Source organism: Stenotrophomonas sp. LM091 (genome assembly GCF_001806305.1).
Taxonomy (GTDB): Bacteria; Pseudomonadota; Gammaproteobacteria; order Xanthomonadales; family Xanthomonadaceae; genus Stenotrophomonas; species Stenotrophomonas bentonitica_A.
The window spans coordinates 1,425,460-1,444,396 of sequence record NZ_CP017483.1; the positions used below are offsets into that span (position 1 = coordinate 1,425,460).

Genomic DNA, 18,937 nt, shown 5'->3' on the forward strand with positions numbered 1-18,937 from the left:
GGATCGACATTTCCTTGTACTGGAGGCTGCATGCTGACACTCATCGGGCTATTGACCATTGCTGCACTGGTGGCTCTGCTGATCACCGGGCGAACGACGGCCATCATCGCCCTCGTGTTGGTCCCGCTGGTGGCTGCGCTGATTGTCGGAACCGGCACGGATGCGCTTGCTGGCTACTTCAATGACGGCCTGAGGCGGGTCGCCCCGATCGCTGCGATGTTCATGTTCGCGATCACCTTCTTCGGGGTGCTGCAGGATGCGGGGCTGTTCCGCCCCCTGGTTGACGGGCTGGTGCGGATGACTGCGGGCAATGTCGTCGCGGTCGCCATGATGACCGCACTGCTGGGGATGGTGGCGCATCTGGACGGTGCCGGTGCCACCACCTTCCTGCTCACCGTGCCGGCGCTGCTGCCGCTGTACCGGCGCCTGCACATGAGTCCGTACCTGATGCTGCTCCTGCTGGCGACCGGTGCAGGCATCTTCAACATGCTTCCGTGGGCGGGTCCGCTCGGGCGCGCTGCCGCCGTGACCGGCATCGACGTCGGCGTGCTGTGGCAGCCGCTGCTGCCGGTGCAGGTGGTCGGTGCGGTGTTGCTGCTGGCGATGGCGGCCGTGCTGGGGCTGCGCGAACGCGGGCGTGCTGCCCGCCTTGCCGCCAGCGGCGGCGACCTGGCGCCTGCCGGGACCGCTGCGCCGCTGCCCCGCGCAGCGGCGCCGGTGCCCGTGCGCCATGCGGGGCTGAACGCGCTGCTGTTCGTCGCGGTCCTGGGTGCGCTGGTCGGTAGTCTGTTGCCCTCGGCCTACATCTTCATGATCGGCCTGGCGCTGGCCCTGCTGATCAACTACCGCCGCCCCGCGCAGCAGATGGAGGCGATCGCCGCGCATGCGCCGGCGGCGCTGAAGATGGGTGCGATCATCCTGGCCGCGGGCTCGTTCCTGGGGGTGATGGACGGCAGCGGGATGCTGCGCTCCATCGCGGCGGACCTGGCCCATGTGCTTCCCGATTCCATGCTGCCATGGCTGCATGTGCTGCTCGGCGTGGTCGGCTTGCCGATGGAACTGCTGCTCAGTACCGATGCCTACTATTTCGGACTGCTGCCGGTGGTACTGGAGATCACTACGCCGCTCGGCGTGGACCCCGCACACAGCGTGTATGCGCTGACCATCGGGAACATCGTGGGGACCTTCATCAGCCCGTTCTCACCGGCGCTATGGCTGGCGCTGGGGCTGGCCGGAGCGGACATCGGGCGCCACATCCGCTACTCGCTGGGGTGGATGTGGGGCTTCTCTCTGCTTCTGCTGGGGGCCGCCTGGTTGCTGGGCGTGTTCTGATCTTCGCGCGGCGTGCTGTCACTGCCTGCGGGCAGCACGCTGGCGCGCCAGGCTTCCAGGAACTGGCGACGCTTGAGTGCGTCCAGATACACCAGCAGGCCGGGGCCGAGCTGGATCGGGCGAAGGTTGCTGGATGGCCCGCCGCCAGTAGTAGCCGCGGGCAGGATCGAGGTCAGGCGTGCCTCCCGTGAGAGGACCTGCTGCCCGCGCGGAGATAGCAGGTAATCCAGGAATCGGCCCGCTTCCTCGGGGTGCCGGCTGCTGCGCGGTATGACCGCCGTACGCAGCACCACCAGGGTGTAGTCCTCCGGCTCGACGATGGCCAACGGCGCGCCGGCCTCGATCCGTGCGCGTGCATACGACCCCAGCACGTTGTAGACAAGCGCCAGTTCGCCCCGGCTGACCCGGTCCAGCAGCACGCCGGTCCGTTCCTCCAACTGCACCGCGTTGTCGCCCAGTGCACCCAGCAGCGCGCCGGCAATGCTGCCGCGCTGGCTGTCCTGGGTGGCCATGAGGTAACCCACGTTGCTGCGCTCGATATCGTACGTGCCCACCCGCCCTTTCAACGGTGCATCGGCAGCGTGCAGCAGATCGAGCAGTTGCCGGCGCGTGCGCGGCACCCGGTTCGCCGCCAGGCGGCGGGTGTTGTAGACCATGACCACCGGCTCGTAGCTGATCCCGAACGCCTCGTGCCGCCACTGCGCCCAGGAGGGCAAGGCATCGGTCTGCGCCGAGCGGTGCGGCAGCGCGTGTCCATCGTTGACGAGCTTGGTCTGCAGGTCCATGCCGCTGCTGATGAGCAGATCCGGTGCCGCACCAGGCCCCGGCACGTGCAGGTAACGGCTGTAGATATCCTGGGTGATGATGTCTTCGTAGATCACCTCCGTCCCCGGATGCAGCCGCTGGTAGTCGGCGATCACCGTGGCGAACACCTCGATGTCGGTCGAGCCATGGATGCGCAGCTGCGCGGTGGGCGTGCCCTGCGCGGGAAAGCGCTGCACGTCGCCGGGGTCGGCCGCTGCAGTGAAAGCCACCAGCATCAACCACAGACCAGACAGAACCTTCATGCGTGCCTCCTCGGCAGCCGGATCGTGGCGATCAGGCCGCCGCCCACCCGGTTGGACAGATCGATATGGCCGCCATGGCTGTCAACCACGCGCTTGACGATCGCCAGCCCGAGCCCGGCGCCACCGGCGGCCGCACCTTCGCCACGCGCGAAACGCTCGAAGACCCGCTCCGCATCGGCCGGCGCGATGCCCGGGCCGTGATCGGCGATGGTCAGTACGCAGTGGGTGTCATCGGTGGTCAACGCGAGCTGCAACGCGCCGTCCCCACCGTACTTGAGCGCGTTGTCGATCAGGTTCTTGATCGCTTCGCGCAGCAGCAGTGCATCGCCGTTGACCCAGGCCGGCTCGCGGGTCACCGCCAACTGCACGCGGGGTGCGGGCAATGCCTGCGGGAGCGCCTCATGCAGGGCCTGGTGCACGGTCTCGGCCAGGTCCACCGGCGCGAACCGCTGCAGGTTCGCGCGATGGATCACGCTGGCATCGCTGAGCAGCTGGTTGAGCAGGCGGCTCATGTGGGTTGCGTTGCGCTCGATCGCCTGCAGGCTGCGGCGCATGTCCTCCGGATCATCATCATCCAGTGCCAGCTGCGCCTGCGCGCGCAGCGCGGCCAGCGGCGTACGCATCTGGTGCGCGGCCTCGGCCATGAACGCGCGCAGGGTTTCATTGCTGGTCGACAGCCGCCCCATGAAGCGGTTCAGCGCACCGACCATCTGGTCCATCTCCTGCGGCGTGGCCGCATCCAGTGGCCGCAGATCGGAGGGCTCGCGCCGGGACAGCTCGCGTTCGACCCGCACCAGCGGCCGCAGCGCCCGGTGCACGCCGAGCGCGACCAGGGCCAGCGACAACAGCGAGAGCACCACGATCGCGACCAGGGCGCGGGTCACCATGTCCTGGGCCAGCGCCTCGCGTGCGCGCCGGGTCTGCCCGACCTGCACACGGACTTCCGCCTGCGCGGACGGGGAGGAGACCCGCCGCGACACCACGACGAAGCGCACGGTCTCGCCGCTGTACGGCGCATCGAACAACTGCGGACGATCGGTCGGCGGGCGCGGCGGTGCCGGCAGGTCGTCGTAGCCGGTCACGGTCTGGTTGCGTGCATCGGAGACGCGATAGAACACGCGGTCTTCCGGCGCCATCGCCAGCAGGTCGAGCGCGGCGTAGGGCAGATCGACCTGCCACTGCGCCTCCACCAGCGCCACCGAATCGATGATCGACAGTGCCGAGGACACCAGCAGGTGATCATAGGAACGATTGGCCGCGCGCTGGCCATAGTCGCGTGCACCGAAGAACAGCGCCACGGCGAACAGCGCCATCAAGCCGCCGAGATAGAGCCACAGCGTGCGCCGGATCGAGCTCGGCGCGCGGGCATCACCCGCCATCGGGACGGCTGCCATCGGGCGTGGCGTCGTGTGCTTCGAGCAGATAGCCGCTGCCGCGTACGGTGACGATGCGCAGCGGGGCATCGGCCAGCTTGCGCCGCAGGCGACCGACGTAGAGTTCGATCGCGTTCGGGCCGGCCTCGTCATCGAAGCCGAACAGGCCATTGCCGATCTCGTCCTTGCCCACCACCTGCCCCAGCCGCCCCATCAGGATCTCAAGCAGGCGGTACTCGCGGTTGGGCAGCTCGATCGGCTGGCCGTCCAGGCTGACCCGGTGCGCGGCGTTGTCGAACTGGAAGCCACCAATCTGCACAACCTCGCTGGCCTGCCCGCGGGTGCGGCGCAGCAGCACGCGGCAGCGCGCCTCGAACTCGCGGAAATCGAACGGTTTGCCGAGGTAATCATCCGCGCCGACATCCAGCGCCTGCACGCGATCTTCGATCCCGTCACGCGCGGTGAGCATCAGCACCGGCGTGCTGTCGCCGCGCTCGCGCATGCCGGCCAGCACGCGCAGACCGTCCAGCTTGGGCAGGCCGATATCGAGCACGACCAGATCGAAGCTCTGGTAGCGCAGCACGCTCGCCGCGGCCAGCCCGTCGCTCTGCCAGTCCACGGCATGCCCACTGCGGCGCATGCGGCGGACGATCGCGTCGGCCAGGTCCGGGTTGTCTTCCACCAGCAGGATGCGCATCGGTCGGGATCGGGAAAGGTGCGGGAATGCTAGCGCGTGCGGCCGCCTCCGTGCGCTTCGCTGCGGTGCAGCAATGACTGACAGGTGGATGACAGCATCCCGGCACTAGGCTGCGCCCTCGCGTCACCACTGAACATCCGGCACCTGGGAGGGTCCATGGAACTGAACGCATTGCGCTGCTGTCTGCCGGCTGCCTGCACCCTGTTGTTGGCCGCGCCGGCCTGGGCCGCCGACGACCGTGATGACGAGCGCCCGGTCACCGCCAGCCTCGGCGGCCGCCTGCACCTGGATTTCGCCGATTTCCACAACGACCGCCGCGGCACCCCGAACAAGGACGACACCGAGATCCGCCGCGCGTGGCTTGACGTATCCGGCAAGTTCTTCGTGGTCGACTACAAGATGGAAGCGGATTTCTCCGGCGACCGGGTCGAGGCCAAGGACGTGTTCGTCAGCCGCAGCTTCGGCGAAGCGGGCAAGCTGACCGTGGGCCAGTTCAAGCAGTTCTTCTCGTTGGATGACCGCACCAGCTCCAACTACGGCTCCTTCCTGGAGCGCGGCAACGCCGGCACCACGCTGGCCCCGCTGTATCGCCTCGGCGCGTCCTGGCAGGCCGCACGCGGCGACATGACGTGGGCCGCCAGCGCCTACAGCCTGGAGAGCATCGACGCATGGCAGGTCAAAGGCCGTGCCGCCGGTGGCCGCGCTACCTGGGCGCCGGGCGCCACCGCCGGCGACGTGCTGCACCTGGGCCTCTCGCTGGCCCATGAGCGCTACGACAACCCCGGCACGGACGGCGTGCCTGCCCTGCGCATCCGCCCGCGCCCGGCCGGCCACCTCTCCGATAACAGCCGCCTGACGCTGGTCGATTTCTCGGCCGGGCGCGATACCGACGTCAACAAGTGGTCGCTGGAATACGCACAGGTGAACGGGCCGCTGTCCTGGCAGGGCGAGTTCAGCGGCGCCACCTTCGACGATGGCAGCCAGCGCGGCAAGGTGCTGGCCGGCTACGGCCTGGTCAGCTGGTTCGTCACCGGCGAATCGCGCGTGTACGACCGCAAGACCGGGCGCTTTGGGCGGGTCAAGGATTTCCAGCACCGGGCCGGCGCGTTCGAACTGGCCCTGCGCTACGACCAGATGCGCGGCGACCAGCACCTGATCGGCCAGCCCGACCTGCGCGACGGCCAGACCGAAGCCTGGACGCTGGGCGGCAACTGGTACATGCGCCCGAACCTGCGCTTCATGCTCAACCTGATCGAAAGCCGCAACCGCGACCGTCTGGCCGACGCCACCGTGGACCGCACCCGTGCCGTGACCGGCCGCCTGCAGTACGACTTCTGATCCCCTCCTTCCCCTCTGTTGCTTCTGGAGAATGCAGATGATGCTGAGCATCCTCGGCTTTGGCATGGTCATTACATTCATGTACTTGATCATGAGCAAGCGGCTCTCGCCGCTGGTTGCCCTCATCACCATTCCGATCCTGTTCGCGCTGATCGGCGGCTTCGCAGCCGGTATCGACGACATGATGCTGGAAGGCATCAAGAAGATCGCGCCGACCGGCGTGATGTTGATGTTCGCCATCCTGTACTTCGGGGTGATGATCGATGCCGGGCTGTTCGATCCGCTGGTGCGGATCATCCTGCGCTTCGTCAAGGGCGACCCGATGAAGATCGTGCTCGGCACCGCCATCCTGGCGATGCTGATCTCGCTCGACGGCGATGGCTCGACCACCTACATGATCACCGTGTCGGCGATGCTGCCGCTGTATCAGCGGCTGGGCATGAACGCGTTGAACATGACCTGCGTGACCATCCTCGCCGGCGGCGTGATGAACCTCACCCCGTGGGGCGGCCCGACCGCGCGTGCCGCCACCGCGCTGCACGTGGATCCGGCCGACGTGTTCGTGCCGCTGATTCCCTCGATGGTGATCGCCTGCGCCGGCGTGCTGGTGCTGGCCTGGTACCTGGGCATGAAGGAGCGCCGTCGCTTGGGCGTGGTGACCCTGCCGCAGGGCGGCAGCTGGATGGACAACAGCGTCTCCGATGATGGCAACACCCTGCCGACCGTGGAAGACGCCGAAGACATCAAGCGCCCGAAGCTGCTGTGGGTCAATCTGGGCCTGACCATCGCCCTGATGACCGCGCTGATCATGGGCCTGCTGCCGATGCCGGTGCTGTTCATGGTCGGCTTCGCGATCGCCCTGGTCATCAACTACCCGAACCTGGCCGAGCAGCGCCGCCGCGTGGTCAACCACGCCGGCAACGTGCTCTCGGTAGTCTCGCTGATCTTCGCGGCCGGCATCTTCACCGGCATCCTCAACAACACCGGCATGGTCGAGGCGATGTCGCACAGCTTCCTGGCGGTCATTCCCGACAGCTGGGGTCCGTACCTGGCGGTGATCACCGCGTTGGCCTCGATGCCCTTCACCTTCTTCATGTCCAACGACGCCTTCTATTTCGGCGTGCTGCCGATCCTGTCCGAGGCGGCCGGCAACTACGGCATCACCCCGGTGGAAATGGCGCGTGCCTCGCTGGCCGGCCAACCGGTGCATCTGCTCAGCCCGCTGGTGCCCTCGACCTATCTGCTGGTCGGCCTGGCCAAGGTGGAGTTCGCCGACCACCAGAAGTTCACCCTGAAATGGGCCATCGGCATTTCGCTGCTGCTGATGTTCGGTGGGCTGCTGTTCGGTCTGTATCCGCTTGCGTCCTGACCCGTTTACCAAGGAGCGTTCCGCCATGACTCTTCGCATCGCCTACGTCACCAGCGCCATGGGCAGTGTCGGCACTGCCATCTGCCAGAAGCTGGCCCGCAACGGCCACACCGTGGTGGCCGGCTGCGCACCCAATTCGCCGCGCAAGGCTGCCTGGCTGCGCGAACAGCGCGAGCTTGGTTTCGATTTCATCGCCTCGGAGGGCAACGCAGCGGACTGGGCCTCCACGGTGGCGGCGTTTGCGAAAGTGAAAGCCGAGGTGGGCGAGATCGACGTGCTGGTCAACAATGCCGGGGGCAGCCGCGACGTCTTGTTCCGCCAGATGAGCCCGGACGACTGGAATGCAGTGATGGGGTCCAACCTGCACGCGCTGTTCAACATCACCAAGCAGGTGATCGATGGCATGAGCACGCGCGGCTGGGGCCGGATCGTGAACATCGGCTCGGTCAGTGCGCACAAGGGCCAGATCGGCCAGGTGAACTTCGCGACGGCAAAGGCGGCGATGCATGGTTTCAGCCGGGCGCTGGCCAATGAGGTGGCGACGCGCGGGGTGACGGTGAATACGATTTCGCCCGGGTACATCGCGAGCCAGTCGATCAGCAGTTTCCCGCCGGATGTACTGGATCGCCTGGCGGGGTCGGTGCCGATCCGTCGTCTGGGCAAGCCGGAGGAGGTGGCCAGTCTGTGCGCGTGGTTGGCGTCGGATGACGCGGCGTATGTGACGGGTGCGGATTATGCAGTAAATGGTGGTCTGCACATGTTCTGAGGCCTCTGCAGGCGCGGCGTGGATCTGCCGGTTCAGTAGATCCACGCCACCCGCGGATGCTTCATCCTTTACCCGCGGGCGTTCGCCAGCGCCTCGGCAATGTCTTCGGGCAGGCCGGTGATGAAATCCACGTCGTCCGACTCGTCCACGATCTGGCCCGGACGTGGCCGCCACATCTGCCCGGGGATGGCGCGCCGCTCGTCCCGCCCCGGCCAACGCGTGGGGAAACGCGGCCGGATCCGAGCCAGGTCGAAACCCAGCCCGTGGTCCGCGTAACCGTCATCAGCCAGGCGCTGCTCGATCCGTCTCAGCACCGCCGCCGTGTAGCGGTGAGATTCCGGCACATCTTCGATCGTAGCGAAGGGGACGTACCACGACGCGCCCAGGTTCCAGTAGAGCGCCAGTGCGCTGGACGCAGCCAGTGTCGGCTGCTCCAGCAACCATTGCAGCGCGTCTGACAGCGCGCTGGTTTCAGCGAACAGCATCAGTTGATGGCATTCCTGTGGTGAAGCCTGGCGAAGAAAGGTCTCAAGTACCGCCCACCCGGGGTCCGCGGCCGTCGCCAACGGTAAGAGCGTTGGCGGCGTCACGTCGGCCCAGATGTCAATCTCGCCGGCTACGGCATCGCCCAAGGCCGGACCACGATCAGGCTGCACGCCAGCGGCCATGTCGTGCAGCTGCGCTGCGAGCGCAAGCGGCAGGCCGTCATCAAAGACCGTGTCGACGGCCTCCGCAAAGGGATCGCAGGCCTGCTCGCCGACCACCGCGACCCTCATGGCATCCGGGACGGTGCGACGCATGACCAGGCTTGGATAATCACCCATCGAAGGGCCCGGCCAGTTGCCCGGGTCGAAGTCGAGTCCACGGCCCGCATAGAATCCATCGATGTAGCGTTGCTCGATGCGGCGGACGATCGCATGGGCCTCGCGCTCATGCTCGGGTACGTCGCCGTCAGCGGCGTACTGGGTGAACCAGGCCGCGCCCAGCGACCAGTACATCATCAGCGCCGTCGCGCGATCCAGCTCGCTGCGATCCGCCAGCCAAGCCAGCAGCTCGGGGCTGTCATCGTAGTTGCGGCGCGCGACGTAAATGTGGCGCTGCTCGGGAGATGCCTTCAGCAGGTAGTCCTGCAGCAGCGCGCAGGAGGCGCGGTCGAACTCGTCGGGGGTCAAGGGGCACTTCCATTGTGGGGACCCCTGCAGTTTAGTGCTCCCTTGCCAACGAAGTTCAGAGCCCTGTCCTGCGGACTATGCAGGCGCGGCGTGGATCTACTGGGTTTCAGTAGATCCACGCCATGCGTGGCTGCGCCACCCCACCGGATCAGAACTCCGCAGCGACCGTCATGAACAGCTGGCGCGGCGCGCTGGCGTGGATCGCGTAGCGGGTGCCGGTCGGGTCGGTCGGGGCGAACGAACTGAGCTGGCCGGCGTAGCGCTTGTTGGTCAGGTTGGTTGCGTTGAGCGAGACCTTGATGTCGCGCAGGCCCATGCCCGGCCCGAACGAGTACCCCATGCCCGCATCGAAGGTGGTCACACCCGGCACCGACTGGTCGTTGGTGTAGGTGTAGTACCGCTTGCCCGTGTACTTCGCGCGCAGGCTGGCGAAGAAGCCATCGCGGTTCCAGCTGATTTCACTGGAGGCCATACGCTCGGGCGTATCGACCGTGATCTTCCCGGCCACCGGCACGATCGCACCGCCCGAGGTGTAGTTGTCCTCGTAGGTGGTCTTGTTCCACGAGAGCGCGTTGTACCACTGCAGGCCGTCCATCGGCTTGAGGATGAAGGTCAGTTCCGCACCGCGGCTTTTCACCGAACCGACGTTGATGAAGCGCGTGATGCACTCCGGTCGCGTGCCCACTTCGATGCTGGTGCAGGGGTTGAGCGAGAGCAGGCGGTTGTCGAACGTCACGTGGTAGGCCGCGATCGAGGCCTGGTACTTCTCGCCGAAGGTGCGGAAGCCGGCTTCCAGCGTCTTGGACTTTTCCGGCTCCAGCCCGGCGCTGGCGGCGAAGGATTCCGGCGAGACCTGCAGCGGGCCACCGCTGCCGCCACCGACGAAGGCGGCGATGTTCTCCGAGTACGAGGCGAATACTTCCTGGTTCGGGCTCAGCTTGAAGCCGATACCGGCCTGCGGCAGCACCGATTCCTTGGCGGTCAGGGTGCCGGAGGCGTAGCTGGCTTCGGTGCCCGGCTTCGCGTTGGCGGTCATGCGGGTGTTCGGGCTCTTGATGCCCACATCCACGGTCAAGCGGTCGTCCAGGAAGCGCATGCGGTCCTGCACGTAGAACTGGCGCGTGCGGATGTCGAAGTCCTGGTCGAACAGGCGGCGGTCCGGGTGGTTGAGGTAGCCGTCATCCAGGAACGGGCCGGTGATGTAGTAGAAGTTGCGCTCCACGTTGTGGTCGTTGCGCTCGTACCACAGCCCTGCTTCCAGCGAATGGATGCCCCACTGCCAGCTCAGCGCGGCGGTGATGCCCTGGCGGTTGATGGTGTAGTTGGTGCTGCGGATGGAGATCGGCAGCATCTCCGGCGTGCCCGGGTTGGACGGCTGGCCCGGTGCCCACCAGTGGCCCTGGCCGCGGTTCTCGTGGTGATAGCCGAGCAGCTTCAGGCGGGCGCTGTCGCCCAGGGCGAGGTCGGCATCGAGCGAATACAGGTTGTCATCACGCAGGGCGCGGCTCTGGTAGTACGCATCATCGATGCTGTTGACGCCACCGGTGAATGCACACTTCTGGGCGTTGTAGGTGCCTGGTGCGCAATAGGCGGCGGCGACGGCGCGATCCCAGTCCGGCGCGTAGATGTTCCAGTCCCAGCCCAGGCCGCGTGCCAACATGCTCTTGGAGAGGTAGGCGTAGTTGGCCTGGCTCACGCGCGAGGTCGCGGCGAACGCGCCGAAGCGGTTGTCACCCACGTTCCAGATCGCCTTGGCATTGAACTGGCGGGTGGTCTGGTTCTGGTTCGGCTCGGCCCACATATCCGCGTCCTGGTGCACGCCGGAGACGTAGGCAGAGAAGCCATTGATATCGCCGGTGTCCACGCGCAGGTAGCCACGGCGCTGGTTGTCATCGCCCACGGTGACACTGGCCTTGCCGCCGAACTCGGTGGACGGGTCCTGCGAGAAGTACTGGATGGTGCCACCGAGGTTGCTGGTGGAGGCCACGCCCAGCGAGCCGATGCCCTGCGACAGCTCGGCGCCGGCCAGGTTCTCGGCGATCAGCGCACGCGCGATGCTCAGGCCGTTGTAGTTGCCGTAGCTGTTGTCACCCAGCGGGATGCCGTCCAGCGTGTAGCCCAGGCGGCTCTTGTCGAAGCCACGCAGGCTGATCGTCTGCGATTCTTCATTGGCGCCGAAGGCATCGTTGGACTGCACGGAGACGCCCGGCAGGCGGTCGAGGATCTTCTGGCCGCTGGTACCCGGCGGCAGCACTTCCTTGTCCACGGCGGTAATGCGCTGCACCTGGCGGGTCTCGCCCTGGCCGATCACCGAAACGGTGTCCAGGGTCTGCGCGCTGAGCGCGACGTTGGCAGCGGCGGTGGCGTCTACATCGGCAGCGTGGGCGTTGGCGGCGCACAGCGCGAGCGCCACCACGATCGTCAGGGGTCGGGTAAGCATAGGGTTCCGTTGCGTGCTGGGGGTCCCTGCGCGGGGCAGGTGCGCGACCATGGTGCAGACGGAAGATGAAAGGATTCTTACGGAGCGGTGGGCAGGCAAAAAGTGCGACGGCGCTCATGAACCTGATGATTCAACGGTTACCCAGTCACTGACCAACATGCGGTTTCGGGGGCAGCCGTCAAAATTCCCTTATTGACTCATGATTTTGCCAATCCCTTGGGCGCCATGGTGTCATCTCTCACGCCACCTGCCTCACTTCCAGGCCGCAGTCAGCTCCTGGTAAAACTCCGGGATCCGGCCAAGCCGCGCCACGCCGCGCTACCGTTTGACACGATGGAATCCGAGCAGGACGTGGCCGATGAAAGCCAGCAGCAAGAGCCGAACCGCCACCTCCTTGACCGGCAAGAGGAATATGAATATGCATGGCATTGCTAACGCAAGGACACGCCACATCCACAGTCCCCAGCGCCGGCCGTCGGACATGCCACCTATCGCCAAGGTCATAGCGAAGCTGCCGACCAGCCAAATCGTGCCCGCAGGCTGAGACCACGTGTTCTCGTGAAACACGTAATAGATCGCAGAAGCAAAAACCAGCACGCCACCGGACGCGATGTAGATGTCGGACACCTTGCCCGTCACCGGAAGACCTTCTACGCGAGGCTCCCGCAATCCCAACCACCGAATGAAAGGCAGATTACTGGCCCAGAAAGGATTGAGGCTGCGCTGTGCGCCCTGCACCCCAAGAACGATCGGCACGTCCTTCAGCTCCTTCTGGAAGGTTCCGAACAGGCGATCCCAGAGCAGCAAGGTTCCGCCGAAGTTTTTATCTCGGTAGTCCGCATTACACCCATGATGCACGCGATGGTGCGTCGGCGTCACCAACCATTGCTCCAACACGCCTAGGCGTGGCGTCACACCGTTGTGATTGAAGAACTGAACCGAGTAGTGAAACGTCGAAACCACAAGGAACACCTCAGCAGGTACACCTATCACCGCCAGCGGAAGAAAGAATGGAATTGACGCCAACGATGAGTACCACGAATTCCGCACGCCCAGCGAAGTGTTGAAGTATTCGCCCTGGTGGTGTACCTCGTGGATCGCCCACATGAACGCCCAGCGATGGTGCATACGGTGCAACCAATAGAAGCAAAAGTCCCAACCAAAGAAACAGAACGCCACAACGCCCCACATTGGCCAGCCTTCGAGCCAGTGGAAACTCGCGTTTCTGGACACCCACACAAAAATTCCAACCTCCAGCCCTCGAAACAGCCACATCAGTAGATGGCCGGAGTTGAGGTTGAAGATAGTGTCGCGCCAGCAATAGGGGCCACGACCGCGCAACCATAGCCCTTCAAGCAACACGGCCACGAGCATGGCGAGCAGTGGGACGAAAAGCAGGCTCATACAGGACGCCTCCACCTGCACCGGGCCGCGAGACACCCGGCCAGCAGGGCGACAATCACTCCTGCAATAGCGTCGATCGCGAGGTGGCGCCGCGTCTGGATGACGGAGTAGATGATCGCAAGACACCAAAACCACATCACTGCCGAGACCACTGGACGTCTTCGGTCATTCACCGCCAATGCGCCGATAAAGGTAAGCGCCACGTGCAGGGATGGAAAGCAGTTTCCATCTGTGTCGAAAGATTGCAACCAGCCCAGCAGCAATGAACCATACCCTGACCCAGGCAACTCCTGGACCGGCAAGGAGGTCGGAAACAGCATGAAGACAATTCCGCTCAATATCGCGCACCACTGCGTCGCCAATCGGAGGCGGCGCAGATTCCTCGCCGCCACTAAGCCATAGGCCGTCGGGACGAACGCGAAGAACGACATGTACCACCATATGCCTATGGGATCGAAGGTGACCCACCGGTCAAGCACACTCTCCGACAGGACGAACCTCGTCCTTTCAATATTCGCGCACAGGGCATACACCACACCCACAGTGCCCCAGCCCAGCAGCAATTCACCCACTCGTTGCAGCGCTCCTGAAACGGGTTGCGCTGAATTACCACTCTTATACGACATAGCCACCATCCTGATGCCCAAGCTCATGGGCCAGGTGAATAGCAACACGGCCACGCTTGTCCAATTCATGAAGCTTCATCAGCGTCTGGAAGTACGCGGCACGATCGTGAAGAAGGCCGTAGGTGAGAAGTGATGGGGCGCGCAGTTCGCGATAGTTGGCCTGCGTCCATGCTGCATCACCAGCGAGCAACTCCCAGCCAGAAGCAGTAAGCACGAAGGCTCCAATATGCCCAACAGCATGCCCGGGCAGTTCTACGACAAGGATCTCGGCATTGCCACCAGGCAACACGAAACCGAACTGGAATGGCCACAGGTCGTCCGGTAGCCGGACGCGGGGGCATCTTTCGATCCACTGCGCACGCCGCTCAAAATCCGCAGGCATCAGTGCCGGCACGAATCCACGTAGTAGAGCAGATAGTCCACGTAGTGATCGCAACGATTCCCAGCCGGTGATCGAGCACAGAAGTGGCACCTGCGGAAAGTCCTTCAACCCCGCGATATGGTCACCATGGAAGTGTGATATCACCACGCCAGTAAGGTCCTCCGGCACATAGCCATGCCGTGCCAGCTGCCTCACTGCCGATTGCTCTGCGTCGAAATGGACGGGCGTTGCTCGCCGATAAAGCGACATGACACCGGTGCGCGTATGTTCCTGGAAGTGGGTCGCGTATCCCGTATCCCACAGCCACCGACCTGCCTCGGTTTCGATGAGGTATGAGCGTGCAGGAAACGTCCGCTTTTTCCATCCGTCTCCGCGCGCCGCCAAACAGGCCAGATGCGTGCAGTGCCCCACCTCAAATACTTTTATCGTGGCCATTGCAAAGAAACCAGTCAGCGGCCAGTGCTACGCCCGCATCCAACGAAATGGGCGGAAGGTAGCCAAGCTCTTGCTGCGCAAGCCTGGCACTTAGTGTCATATCGAAGTTAAGTACCCCAGCGCCGTATCGAGTCAACAGGGGCTCACGACCGGTCATAGCGCTCGTCAGCTCCATCGCGGATGCTAATCCTCGCAAGAGCGCGTAGGGAACCGGGCGGATATCGATTCGTTCCTGCAGGCCACTGAATAGCCCAACGATGAGATCACAAAGGCGGATTGGCTGTTGATTGGTGATGTTGTACACCCGCCCGGATGCAACGTCAGCCGTGCCCGCCAACCGCATAGCGTGTACGACGTTCCCGGTATACGTTACATCCTGCAACGCTGCACCGCCTCGCGGCAGCCAGAGTACACCGTGACCACGTCGCACCAGATGCATCAATCGAGGTAGAACGGCTCGATCATGGGGACCGAAAAGCGCGCGTGGACGCAGTATCACGAAGCGTGTATGCGGATACCGCAGCGTGGAAGCCTGCACAGCGTCTTCAGCCAGAGCCTTCGTGTAGACGTAATCATTGGCGAATCGGGTGGCCCGCCAGCTCTCCTCCACATCGAGGTGATGGCGACGATCGAAGTACAGGCCCGGCGTGGATACATGAACGAAGCGGGCGACTCCACATTCGCCTGCGGCATCGAGCAATTTCTGTGTGGCAACAACATTGATTGCGTGGAAGTCAGCGGAACTACCCCACGGGGACGAAAGCGCGGCACAGTGCCACACAACATCCGTGCCGGAGAGCAGGCGATGCCATGCCTCGCGCGGCAGCGTCGGCAGATCAGCGGCGATGAACTCCGCGCCCATGCTCCGCAAAGCCGCTCCGGCAACAGGATCCCGGCCCATCGCCCGCACCTCAATGCCTTCGGCGAGCATCGTTTCGGCCGCCACCCGGCCGAGTCCGCTAGTCGCGCCTGTGATCAATAGCCTCACGTGGTGAGAACCATGCCGGCTATCGTGAAGCCGGCCGCAGTGCCCAACATGAGCACGCGCTTGCCCGGTTTCAGCAACCCTTCTTCGTGCGCCTCATGCAGCGCGGTGGGCAGCGATGCGGCCACTTGATTGCCGTACTTATCGTAGACATCGATCACGTGGGCCTGCGGACGAAGCGGGATACGTCGCAGCATATGCTGCATGCCCAGCCTACTTGCTTGGTGCGGAATCAGGATATCGACGTCGCGTGGCTTCATGCCCGCAGCGGGTAGCAGCTGATTCAGGAACGACGGGACTGTCTTCGAAGCCAAACGGAACACTCGTTTTCCATCCATGCGGAACAGCGAGTCGGCGGGGGTGGCCCCCGTACGTGGAGTGAGACGGGTGCCGCCAGCGCGGATCTCGCAATATTCGTTTCCCTCTGGCCACGTTTCAAGGCGATAGCTGAGAATTCCTGTACTGCCATCGCCGCGTTCCACGATTGTTGCCGCAGCGCCATCACCGAATAGCGAGCGCGTTTCAGGGTCGTCCCAATCGATGCCGCGTGAAGCGAGCTCAGATGAGACGATCGCGACCCGGCGAAATGATCCGCCTCCCAACAGCGTTGCAGCCAGGTGCAGCGCGACGACGAAACTTACGCAGCTTGCGTTCACATCGAAGGATGCGACGCTGGCCATATCCATAGCGCCGGCAATCCGACTGGCCGTATAAGGTAACGCCTGCTCAGGAATTGCGCTTGCGGAAATAAGCAGGTCGATATCGGCCACAGCCAGGTTCGCGCGCGAGAGCGCGATCTGCAGGGCCATTGCCCCCAACGCGGACTGGCTGTCCTGTGGCCCGGCGTGATGTCGTTTTTGCCCTCGGGCGGGTAGATTGACACAGGCAGGTGTCGCGAGGTCCGATCCGTTCGGCAGTGCCACGCCTGTGGCGACGATTTTGAGTGGGATCATTCGACTGTCGCAACCGGCACTACCGGCGGTGCTACTGGAAAATAGGATGCATCGATGGAGACCTTTTTCAATCGCATTGATTTTGCGCCGCAAGCGATTGGGGCGCTTGGCGCTTCCGTCTGTTCTTTCATGGACTAGCTCCTCGCCCGTATGGAAAGGCTCTGGATCGAGACATCAAGCTGTCAGTCTGCTGATAGCTCCCAGCTGTCCGAATTGTTGAGCGAATTGCGCCTGGGGAATATCAGACAACTCTGAAAGTTTGGGCGACCTTCTCACGCTGAGTTGCAGTTCGCTGACGGACCCGCTGCGGACCGCTATCCAGATGAGCATCACCGCGGATGATTGCGACAGCGCGGAGCTGTAACCAGGGGTGTCCGATTCGCCCCCCAACATCGTCGTCAGCGCGGCCCAAACGAAGGATCGTGCCGGCAGCCAAGGTGGATGAACGCAGGCGGCGAAGTACGTCACGGCTCTTAGCCTTCATGTGGCGAACCAGGCAGACCGTCCAGCAACGCATTCAAGGCGCGGCCGTCGTCCGCCACCTGTGTGGGGCTGTTGTAAACGGGCGCTGCTCGATTCTGCTCAGGCTCTGGCGGGGCTTGCCGTGGCATGTCCTGGCCATCGGAAAGCTGCGGCATGAGCTTTACGTCGAAGGCATCAGGGCCAGGCTTCTCTTCAGGCTGTGTCAGCAGCATGAACGTGGCCTGGTCCTTGCGCCGCAGCGGCACCACCATGCTGGGCGTGCCCGATTCGGACGTTGCCATGGTCGCCAGCACCAGCCCCACGAAGGGCGAGGCTGCGCTCATCTCACCCAAGCGTGCACTCAGGTCGATGCCCTCTTGAGGATCGATCAGATCCAGTTCCGACTGCGTGGCGGTGAGCACCGGGCTCAGCGTGGCAATGCCGCCCCCTGGCTTGCCTGCATCAAAGAACACACGGGCAGGTGCTGCAACCTGCGTTGCCGCTTTCCAGCCAGCTGCCAGGGAGGCCTCCTGCTGCTTGCGCTTCAACGTAGCACCCTCATCGTCGACGAGTGCAGCGACCAAGGGGCGATGCAATCGTGCGAGCGTTGGCAGCGCATCCCATTGTTTAAACTGTGCCAACGTCCATGGCTCCGGGAAGAACGGTGTCGGTTGGAAAGTACGAGGAGGACTATTCCTCCAGCCATTGAACAGTGGGTTCAATGGGTCGCTGTTCAGGTGCACATAAGGCAAGAATGGCCGCAGCCATTCGACACGCTCGCGGCGGGCAACAACCATGGCTGCATAGGTTGCGATCGGCGCGTTGCTTACCCGTTTGCCGTCTTCATACTGGCCCGAGGGACCTTCCACGTACACAAGCATCGCAGGAAGATCCGGATGCCGTTCGAAGGTGCGGAAGAGAGCCTCGACCACATCTTCAGGGGTGTCGTTGTAAACCACGTCCAACTGATTGATCTGGGTCCAATGCAGGCCAGCAGGCATGCGAAGTCCGTCAACCGAATTGAAGTATATGTCCTTCAATCTTTGGCTCATCTCGATGGTTGGCGGATCATAGACAGTGATTGTTGGTACTGGCCATGCCTCTACCATCGGCTTGAGCACCAGCTCCAGCACATCAGCCAAGCGTTTTTCATATACACCTGGATCATCGGAGTGCAGATACTCCTGCGACTCCGGAGGCGGCAACACATTGTTGTGGAAGTCCGAGGCCTTCTGTACCTCTTTCCACACGTTGCCTTGGCGGAACATTTCCACCGACAGGCCGACACTGATGACATCGAGGGTTTGCAGACGGCTGTTCGGATCCATGACAGGAGGCTCCGGGAGGGCAATGGGCGCCGGTGCGCCGGGATGGTTGAAGTGGCTCAGGCCCGCAAAGTCACTGGGGAGCTGGCTGCGGTCATAACTGACCGGAGGCGGTGGTGCGCGATCAAACGCGGCCGGATCGGGGCGTCCTGGGCTGCACGCGGGCGTGACGCCAAGCAAGCCGAGCAAGGCAAGCACCAACAAATTCAACCAGCGAATGCGAGGGAGCGCTTTCAACGGCTCGAGCCCCCATTGCTTGGGCGTTTGTTCGCTTCACGGTCAGAAATTGTCTGCGACACGACCAGTTGTGGAAGTTCACAGGTGGCACAGGCGGGCAGCTGACCAGTCTTCCTGTAGGTTATGGTCTGATCGATCAGACTGCGAGCTGGGCCGGTTTCTTTCGAGCGCAAGGCAAATGCTTCTTGATATGTCCTCAACTCCGAGCTGGACAGCATCATGTTCTTCGAGATCTTCTTCTCAGCCTGATCCCAATCAGTCCGCCAATCAGCCACTAGGCACAGATACAGGTAATAGACCGGATCATCGATGCACTTCGCCTGCCCAATGCCCAGGTCATAGGCCGTGACCTCACGGCTGTGCTGGGCCTCGGCGACGATGCTGGAGTGGAAGGACTTCTTGTTGTCCTCGCTCTTCTGGATGTCCATCCAGCGGCGGCGCGCCTCGTTTGGCGTCTGGCTGATGAGTATCAGGCCAAGGCCCTCCCCCAGATGGTAGCTGGGGTGCAGCACCTGGACTGATTCCACCGGTTCCTTTCCGCTGTTGATGATTTTTTCAATGTCCAAGCGCTCTT

At 63.7% G+C, this 18,937-nt stretch carries 17 protein-coding genes; 4 read left to right on the top strand and 13 right to left on the bottom strand.

The annotated features are described in order from the left end of the window. Positions 1–30: 30 nt before the first annotated feature. Positions 31–1,332, top strand: a complete 1,302-nt coding sequence (locus tag BIZ42_RS06255) for a citrate:proton symporter (protein ID WP_070425886.1) — start codon at positions 31–33, stop codon at positions 1,330–1,332. On the opposite strand, the gene BIZ42_RS06260 is transcribed toward BIZ42_RS06255, so the two are convergent. Genes BIZ42_RS06260 through BIZ42_RS06270 form a run of 3 tightly spaced genes read right to left on the bottom strand, consistent with a single transcriptional unit; the run spans position 1,260 to position 4,469 of the window. Then, positions 1,260–2,399 (bottom strand): ABC transporter substrate-binding protein, encoded by a 1,140-nt coding sequence (locus BIZ42_RS06260; protein WP_070425887.1) that lies wholly within the window; start codon positions 2,397–2,399, stop codon positions 1,260–1,262. The genes BIZ42_RS06255 and BIZ42_RS06260 overlap by 73 nt on opposite strands. Beyond that, positions 2,396–3,778, bottom strand: a complete 1,383-nt coding sequence (locus tag BIZ42_RS06265; protein ID WP_156785803.1) for a sensor histidine kinase — start codon at positions 3,776–3,778, stop codon at positions 2,396–2,398. Before BIZ42_RS06265 ends, BIZ42_RS06260 begins: the two co-directional genes overlap by 4 nt. After that, entirely contained in the window at positions 3,768–4,469 is a 702-nt protein-coding gene (locus BIZ42_RS06270; RefSeq protein ID WP_019183779.1) for a response regulator transcription factor, read from the bottom strand. Before BIZ42_RS06270 ends, BIZ42_RS06265 begins: the two co-directional genes overlap by 11 nt. A gap of 156 nt (positions 4,470–4,625) precedes the next feature. Here BIZ42_RS06270 and BIZ42_RS06275 point away from each other — a divergent pair, with 156 nt between their 5' ends. Genes BIZ42_RS06275 through phbB form a run of 3 tightly spaced genes read left to right on the top strand, consistent with a single transcriptional unit; the run spans position 4,626 to position 7,942 of the window. Next, a complete protein-coding gene (locus BIZ42_RS06275) occupies positions 4,626–5,807 on the top strand; it encodes a porin (protein WP_070425889.1) in 1,182 nt (393 codons plus the stop codon). Between the two features lie 40 nt (positions 5,808–5,847). Next, positions 5,848–7,176 carry a CitMHS family transporter gene (locus tag BIZ42_RS06280; protein WP_070427462.1) on the top strand — a complete coding sequence of 443 codons (1,329 nt, stop codon included), beginning with the start codon at positions 5,848–5,850 and terminating at the stop codon, positions 7,174–7,176. A gap of 25 nt (positions 7,177–7,201) precedes the next feature. Then, complete coding sequence (gene phbB / locus BIZ42_RS06285) at positions 7,202–7,942, top strand: acetoacetyl-CoA reductase (RefSeq protein ID WP_019183776.1); 741 nt, start codon at positions 7,202–7,204, stop codon at positions 7,940–7,942. A gap of 68 nt (positions 7,943–8,010) precedes the next feature. Here the strand turns inward: phbB and BIZ42_RS06290 are convergent, their stop codons facing one another. The 10 genes from BIZ42_RS06290 to BIZ42_RS06325 all read right to left on the bottom strand — a co-directional run bounded on the left by BIZ42_RS06290 (position 8,011) and on the right by BIZ42_RS06325 (position 18,929). After that, entirely contained in the window at positions 8,011–9,114 is a 1,104-nt protein-coding gene (locus BIZ42_RS06290) for a DUF4274 domain-containing protein (protein ID WP_070425890.1), read from the bottom strand. A 148-nt stretch (positions 9,115–9,262) separates the two neighbouring features. Further along, positions 9,263–11,554 carry a TonB-dependent receptor gene (locus tag BIZ42_RS06295; RefSeq protein ID WP_070425891.1) on the bottom strand — a complete coding sequence of 764 codons (2,292 nt, stop codon included), beginning with the start codon at positions 11,552–11,554 and terminating at the stop codon, positions 9,263–9,265. Between the two features lie 318 nt (positions 11,555–11,872). Then, entirely contained in the window at positions 11,873–12,958 is a 1,086-nt protein-coding gene (locus BIZ42_RS06300) for a sterol desaturase family protein (RefSeq protein ID WP_070425892.1), read from the bottom strand. After that, positions 12,955–13,584, bottom strand: a complete 630-nt coding sequence (locus tag BIZ42_RS06305; RefSeq protein ID WP_070427463.1) for a phosphatase PAP2 family protein — start codon at positions 13,582–13,584, stop codon at positions 12,955–12,957. Before BIZ42_RS06305 ends, BIZ42_RS06300 begins: the two co-directional genes overlap by 4 nt. Beyond that, positions 13,574–14,401: an MBL fold metallo-hydrolase gene (locus BIZ42_RS19245; RefSeq protein WP_083279798.1), complete on the bottom strand. Its 828-nt coding sequence runs from the start codon at positions 14,399–14,401 to the stop codon at positions 13,574–13,576. Before BIZ42_RS19245 ends, BIZ42_RS06305 begins: the two co-directional genes overlap by 11 nt. Continuing rightward, positions 14,379–15,389, bottom strand: coding sequence for an NAD(P)-dependent oxidoreductase (locus BIZ42_RS06310; RefSeq protein ID WP_070425893.1), 1,011 nt, complete (start codon positions 15,387–15,389; stop codon positions 14,379–14,381). The genes BIZ42_RS19245 and BIZ42_RS06310 overlap by 23 nt, the downstream gene beginning before the upstream one ends. Further along, a complete protein-coding gene (locus tag BIZ42_RS06315) occupies positions 15,386–16,195 on the bottom strand; it encodes a ketoacyl-ACP synthase III (RefSeq protein ID WP_216636709.1) in 810 nt (269 codons plus the stop codon). Before BIZ42_RS06315 ends, BIZ42_RS06310 begins: the two co-directional genes overlap by 4 nt. Before the next feature lie 140 nt (positions 16,196–16,335). Further along, positions 16,336–16,470: a hypothetical protein gene (locus BIZ42_RS19935; protein WP_257785239.1), complete on the bottom strand. Its 135-nt coding sequence runs from the start codon at positions 16,468–16,470 to the stop codon at positions 16,336–16,338. A 342-nt stretch (positions 16,471–16,812) separates the two neighbouring features. Then, positions 16,813–18,129: a DUF2875 family protein gene (locus tag BIZ42_RS06320; RefSeq protein WP_070425895.1), complete on the bottom strand. Its 1,317-nt coding sequence runs from the start codon at positions 18,127–18,129 to the stop codon at positions 16,813–16,815. 230 nt (positions 18,130–18,359) lie between these two features. Beyond that, complete coding sequence (locus BIZ42_RS06325) at positions 18,360–18,929, bottom strand: DUF3274 domain-containing protein (protein ID WP_172838039.1); 570 nt, start codon at positions 18,927–18,929, stop codon at positions 18,360–18,362. Positions 18,930–18,937 lie beyond the last annotated feature (8 nt).

Coding starts and splice junctions, on each gene's coding strand:
- BIZ42_RS06255 (WP_070425886.1), top strand. CDS start 31: ATGCTGACACTCATCGGGCTATTGACCATTGCTGCACTGGTGGCTCTG.
- BIZ42_RS06260 (WP_070425887.1), bottom strand. CDS start 2,399: ATGAAGGTTCTGTCTGGTCTGTGGTTGATGCTGGTGGCTTTCACTGCA.
- BIZ42_RS06265 (WP_156785803.1), bottom strand. CDS start 3,778: ATGGCGGGTGATGCCCGCGCGCCGAGCTCGATCCGGCGCACGCTGTGG.
- BIZ42_RS06270 (WP_019183779.1), bottom strand. CDS start 4,469: ATGCGCATCCTGCTGGTGGAAGACAACCCGGACCTGGCCGACGCGATC.
- BIZ42_RS06275 (WP_070425889.1), top strand. CDS start 4,626: ATGGAACTGAACGCATTGCGCTGCTGTCTGCCGGCTGCCTGCACCCTG.
- BIZ42_RS06280 (WP_070427462.1), top strand. CDS start 5,848: ATGCTGAGCATCCTCGGCTTTGGCATGGTCATTACATTCATGTACTTG.
- phbB (WP_019183776.1), top strand. CDS start 7,202: ATGACTCTTCGCATCGCCTACGTCACCAGCGCCATGGGCAGTGTCGGC.
- BIZ42_RS06295 (WP_070425891.1), bottom strand. CDS start 11,554: ATGCTTACCCGACCCCTGACGATCGTGGTGGCGCTCGCGCTGTGCGCC.
- BIZ42_RS06300 (WP_070425892.1), bottom strand. CDS start 12,958: ATGAGCCTGCTTTTCGTCCCACTGCTCGCCATGCTCGTGGCCGTGTTG.
- BIZ42_RS06305 (WP_070427463.1), bottom strand. CDS start 13,584: ATGTCGTATAAGAGTGGTAATTCAGCGCAACCCGTTTCAGGAGCGCTG.
- BIZ42_RS19245 (WP_083279798.1), bottom strand. CDS start 14,401: ATGGCCACGATAAAAGTATTTGAGGTGGGGCACTGCACGCATCTGGCC.
- BIZ42_RS06315 (WP_216636709.1), bottom strand. CDS start 16,195: ATGGCCCTGCAGATCGCGCTCTCGCGCGCGAACCTGGCTGTGGCCGAT.
- BIZ42_RS19935 (WP_257785239.1), bottom strand. CDS start 16,470: ATGAAAGAACAGACGGAAGCGCCAAGCGCCCCAATCGCTTGCGGCGCA.
- BIZ42_RS06320 (WP_070425895.1), bottom strand. CDS start 18,129: ATGGATCCGAACAGCCGTCTGCAAACCCTCGATGTCATCAGTGTCGGC.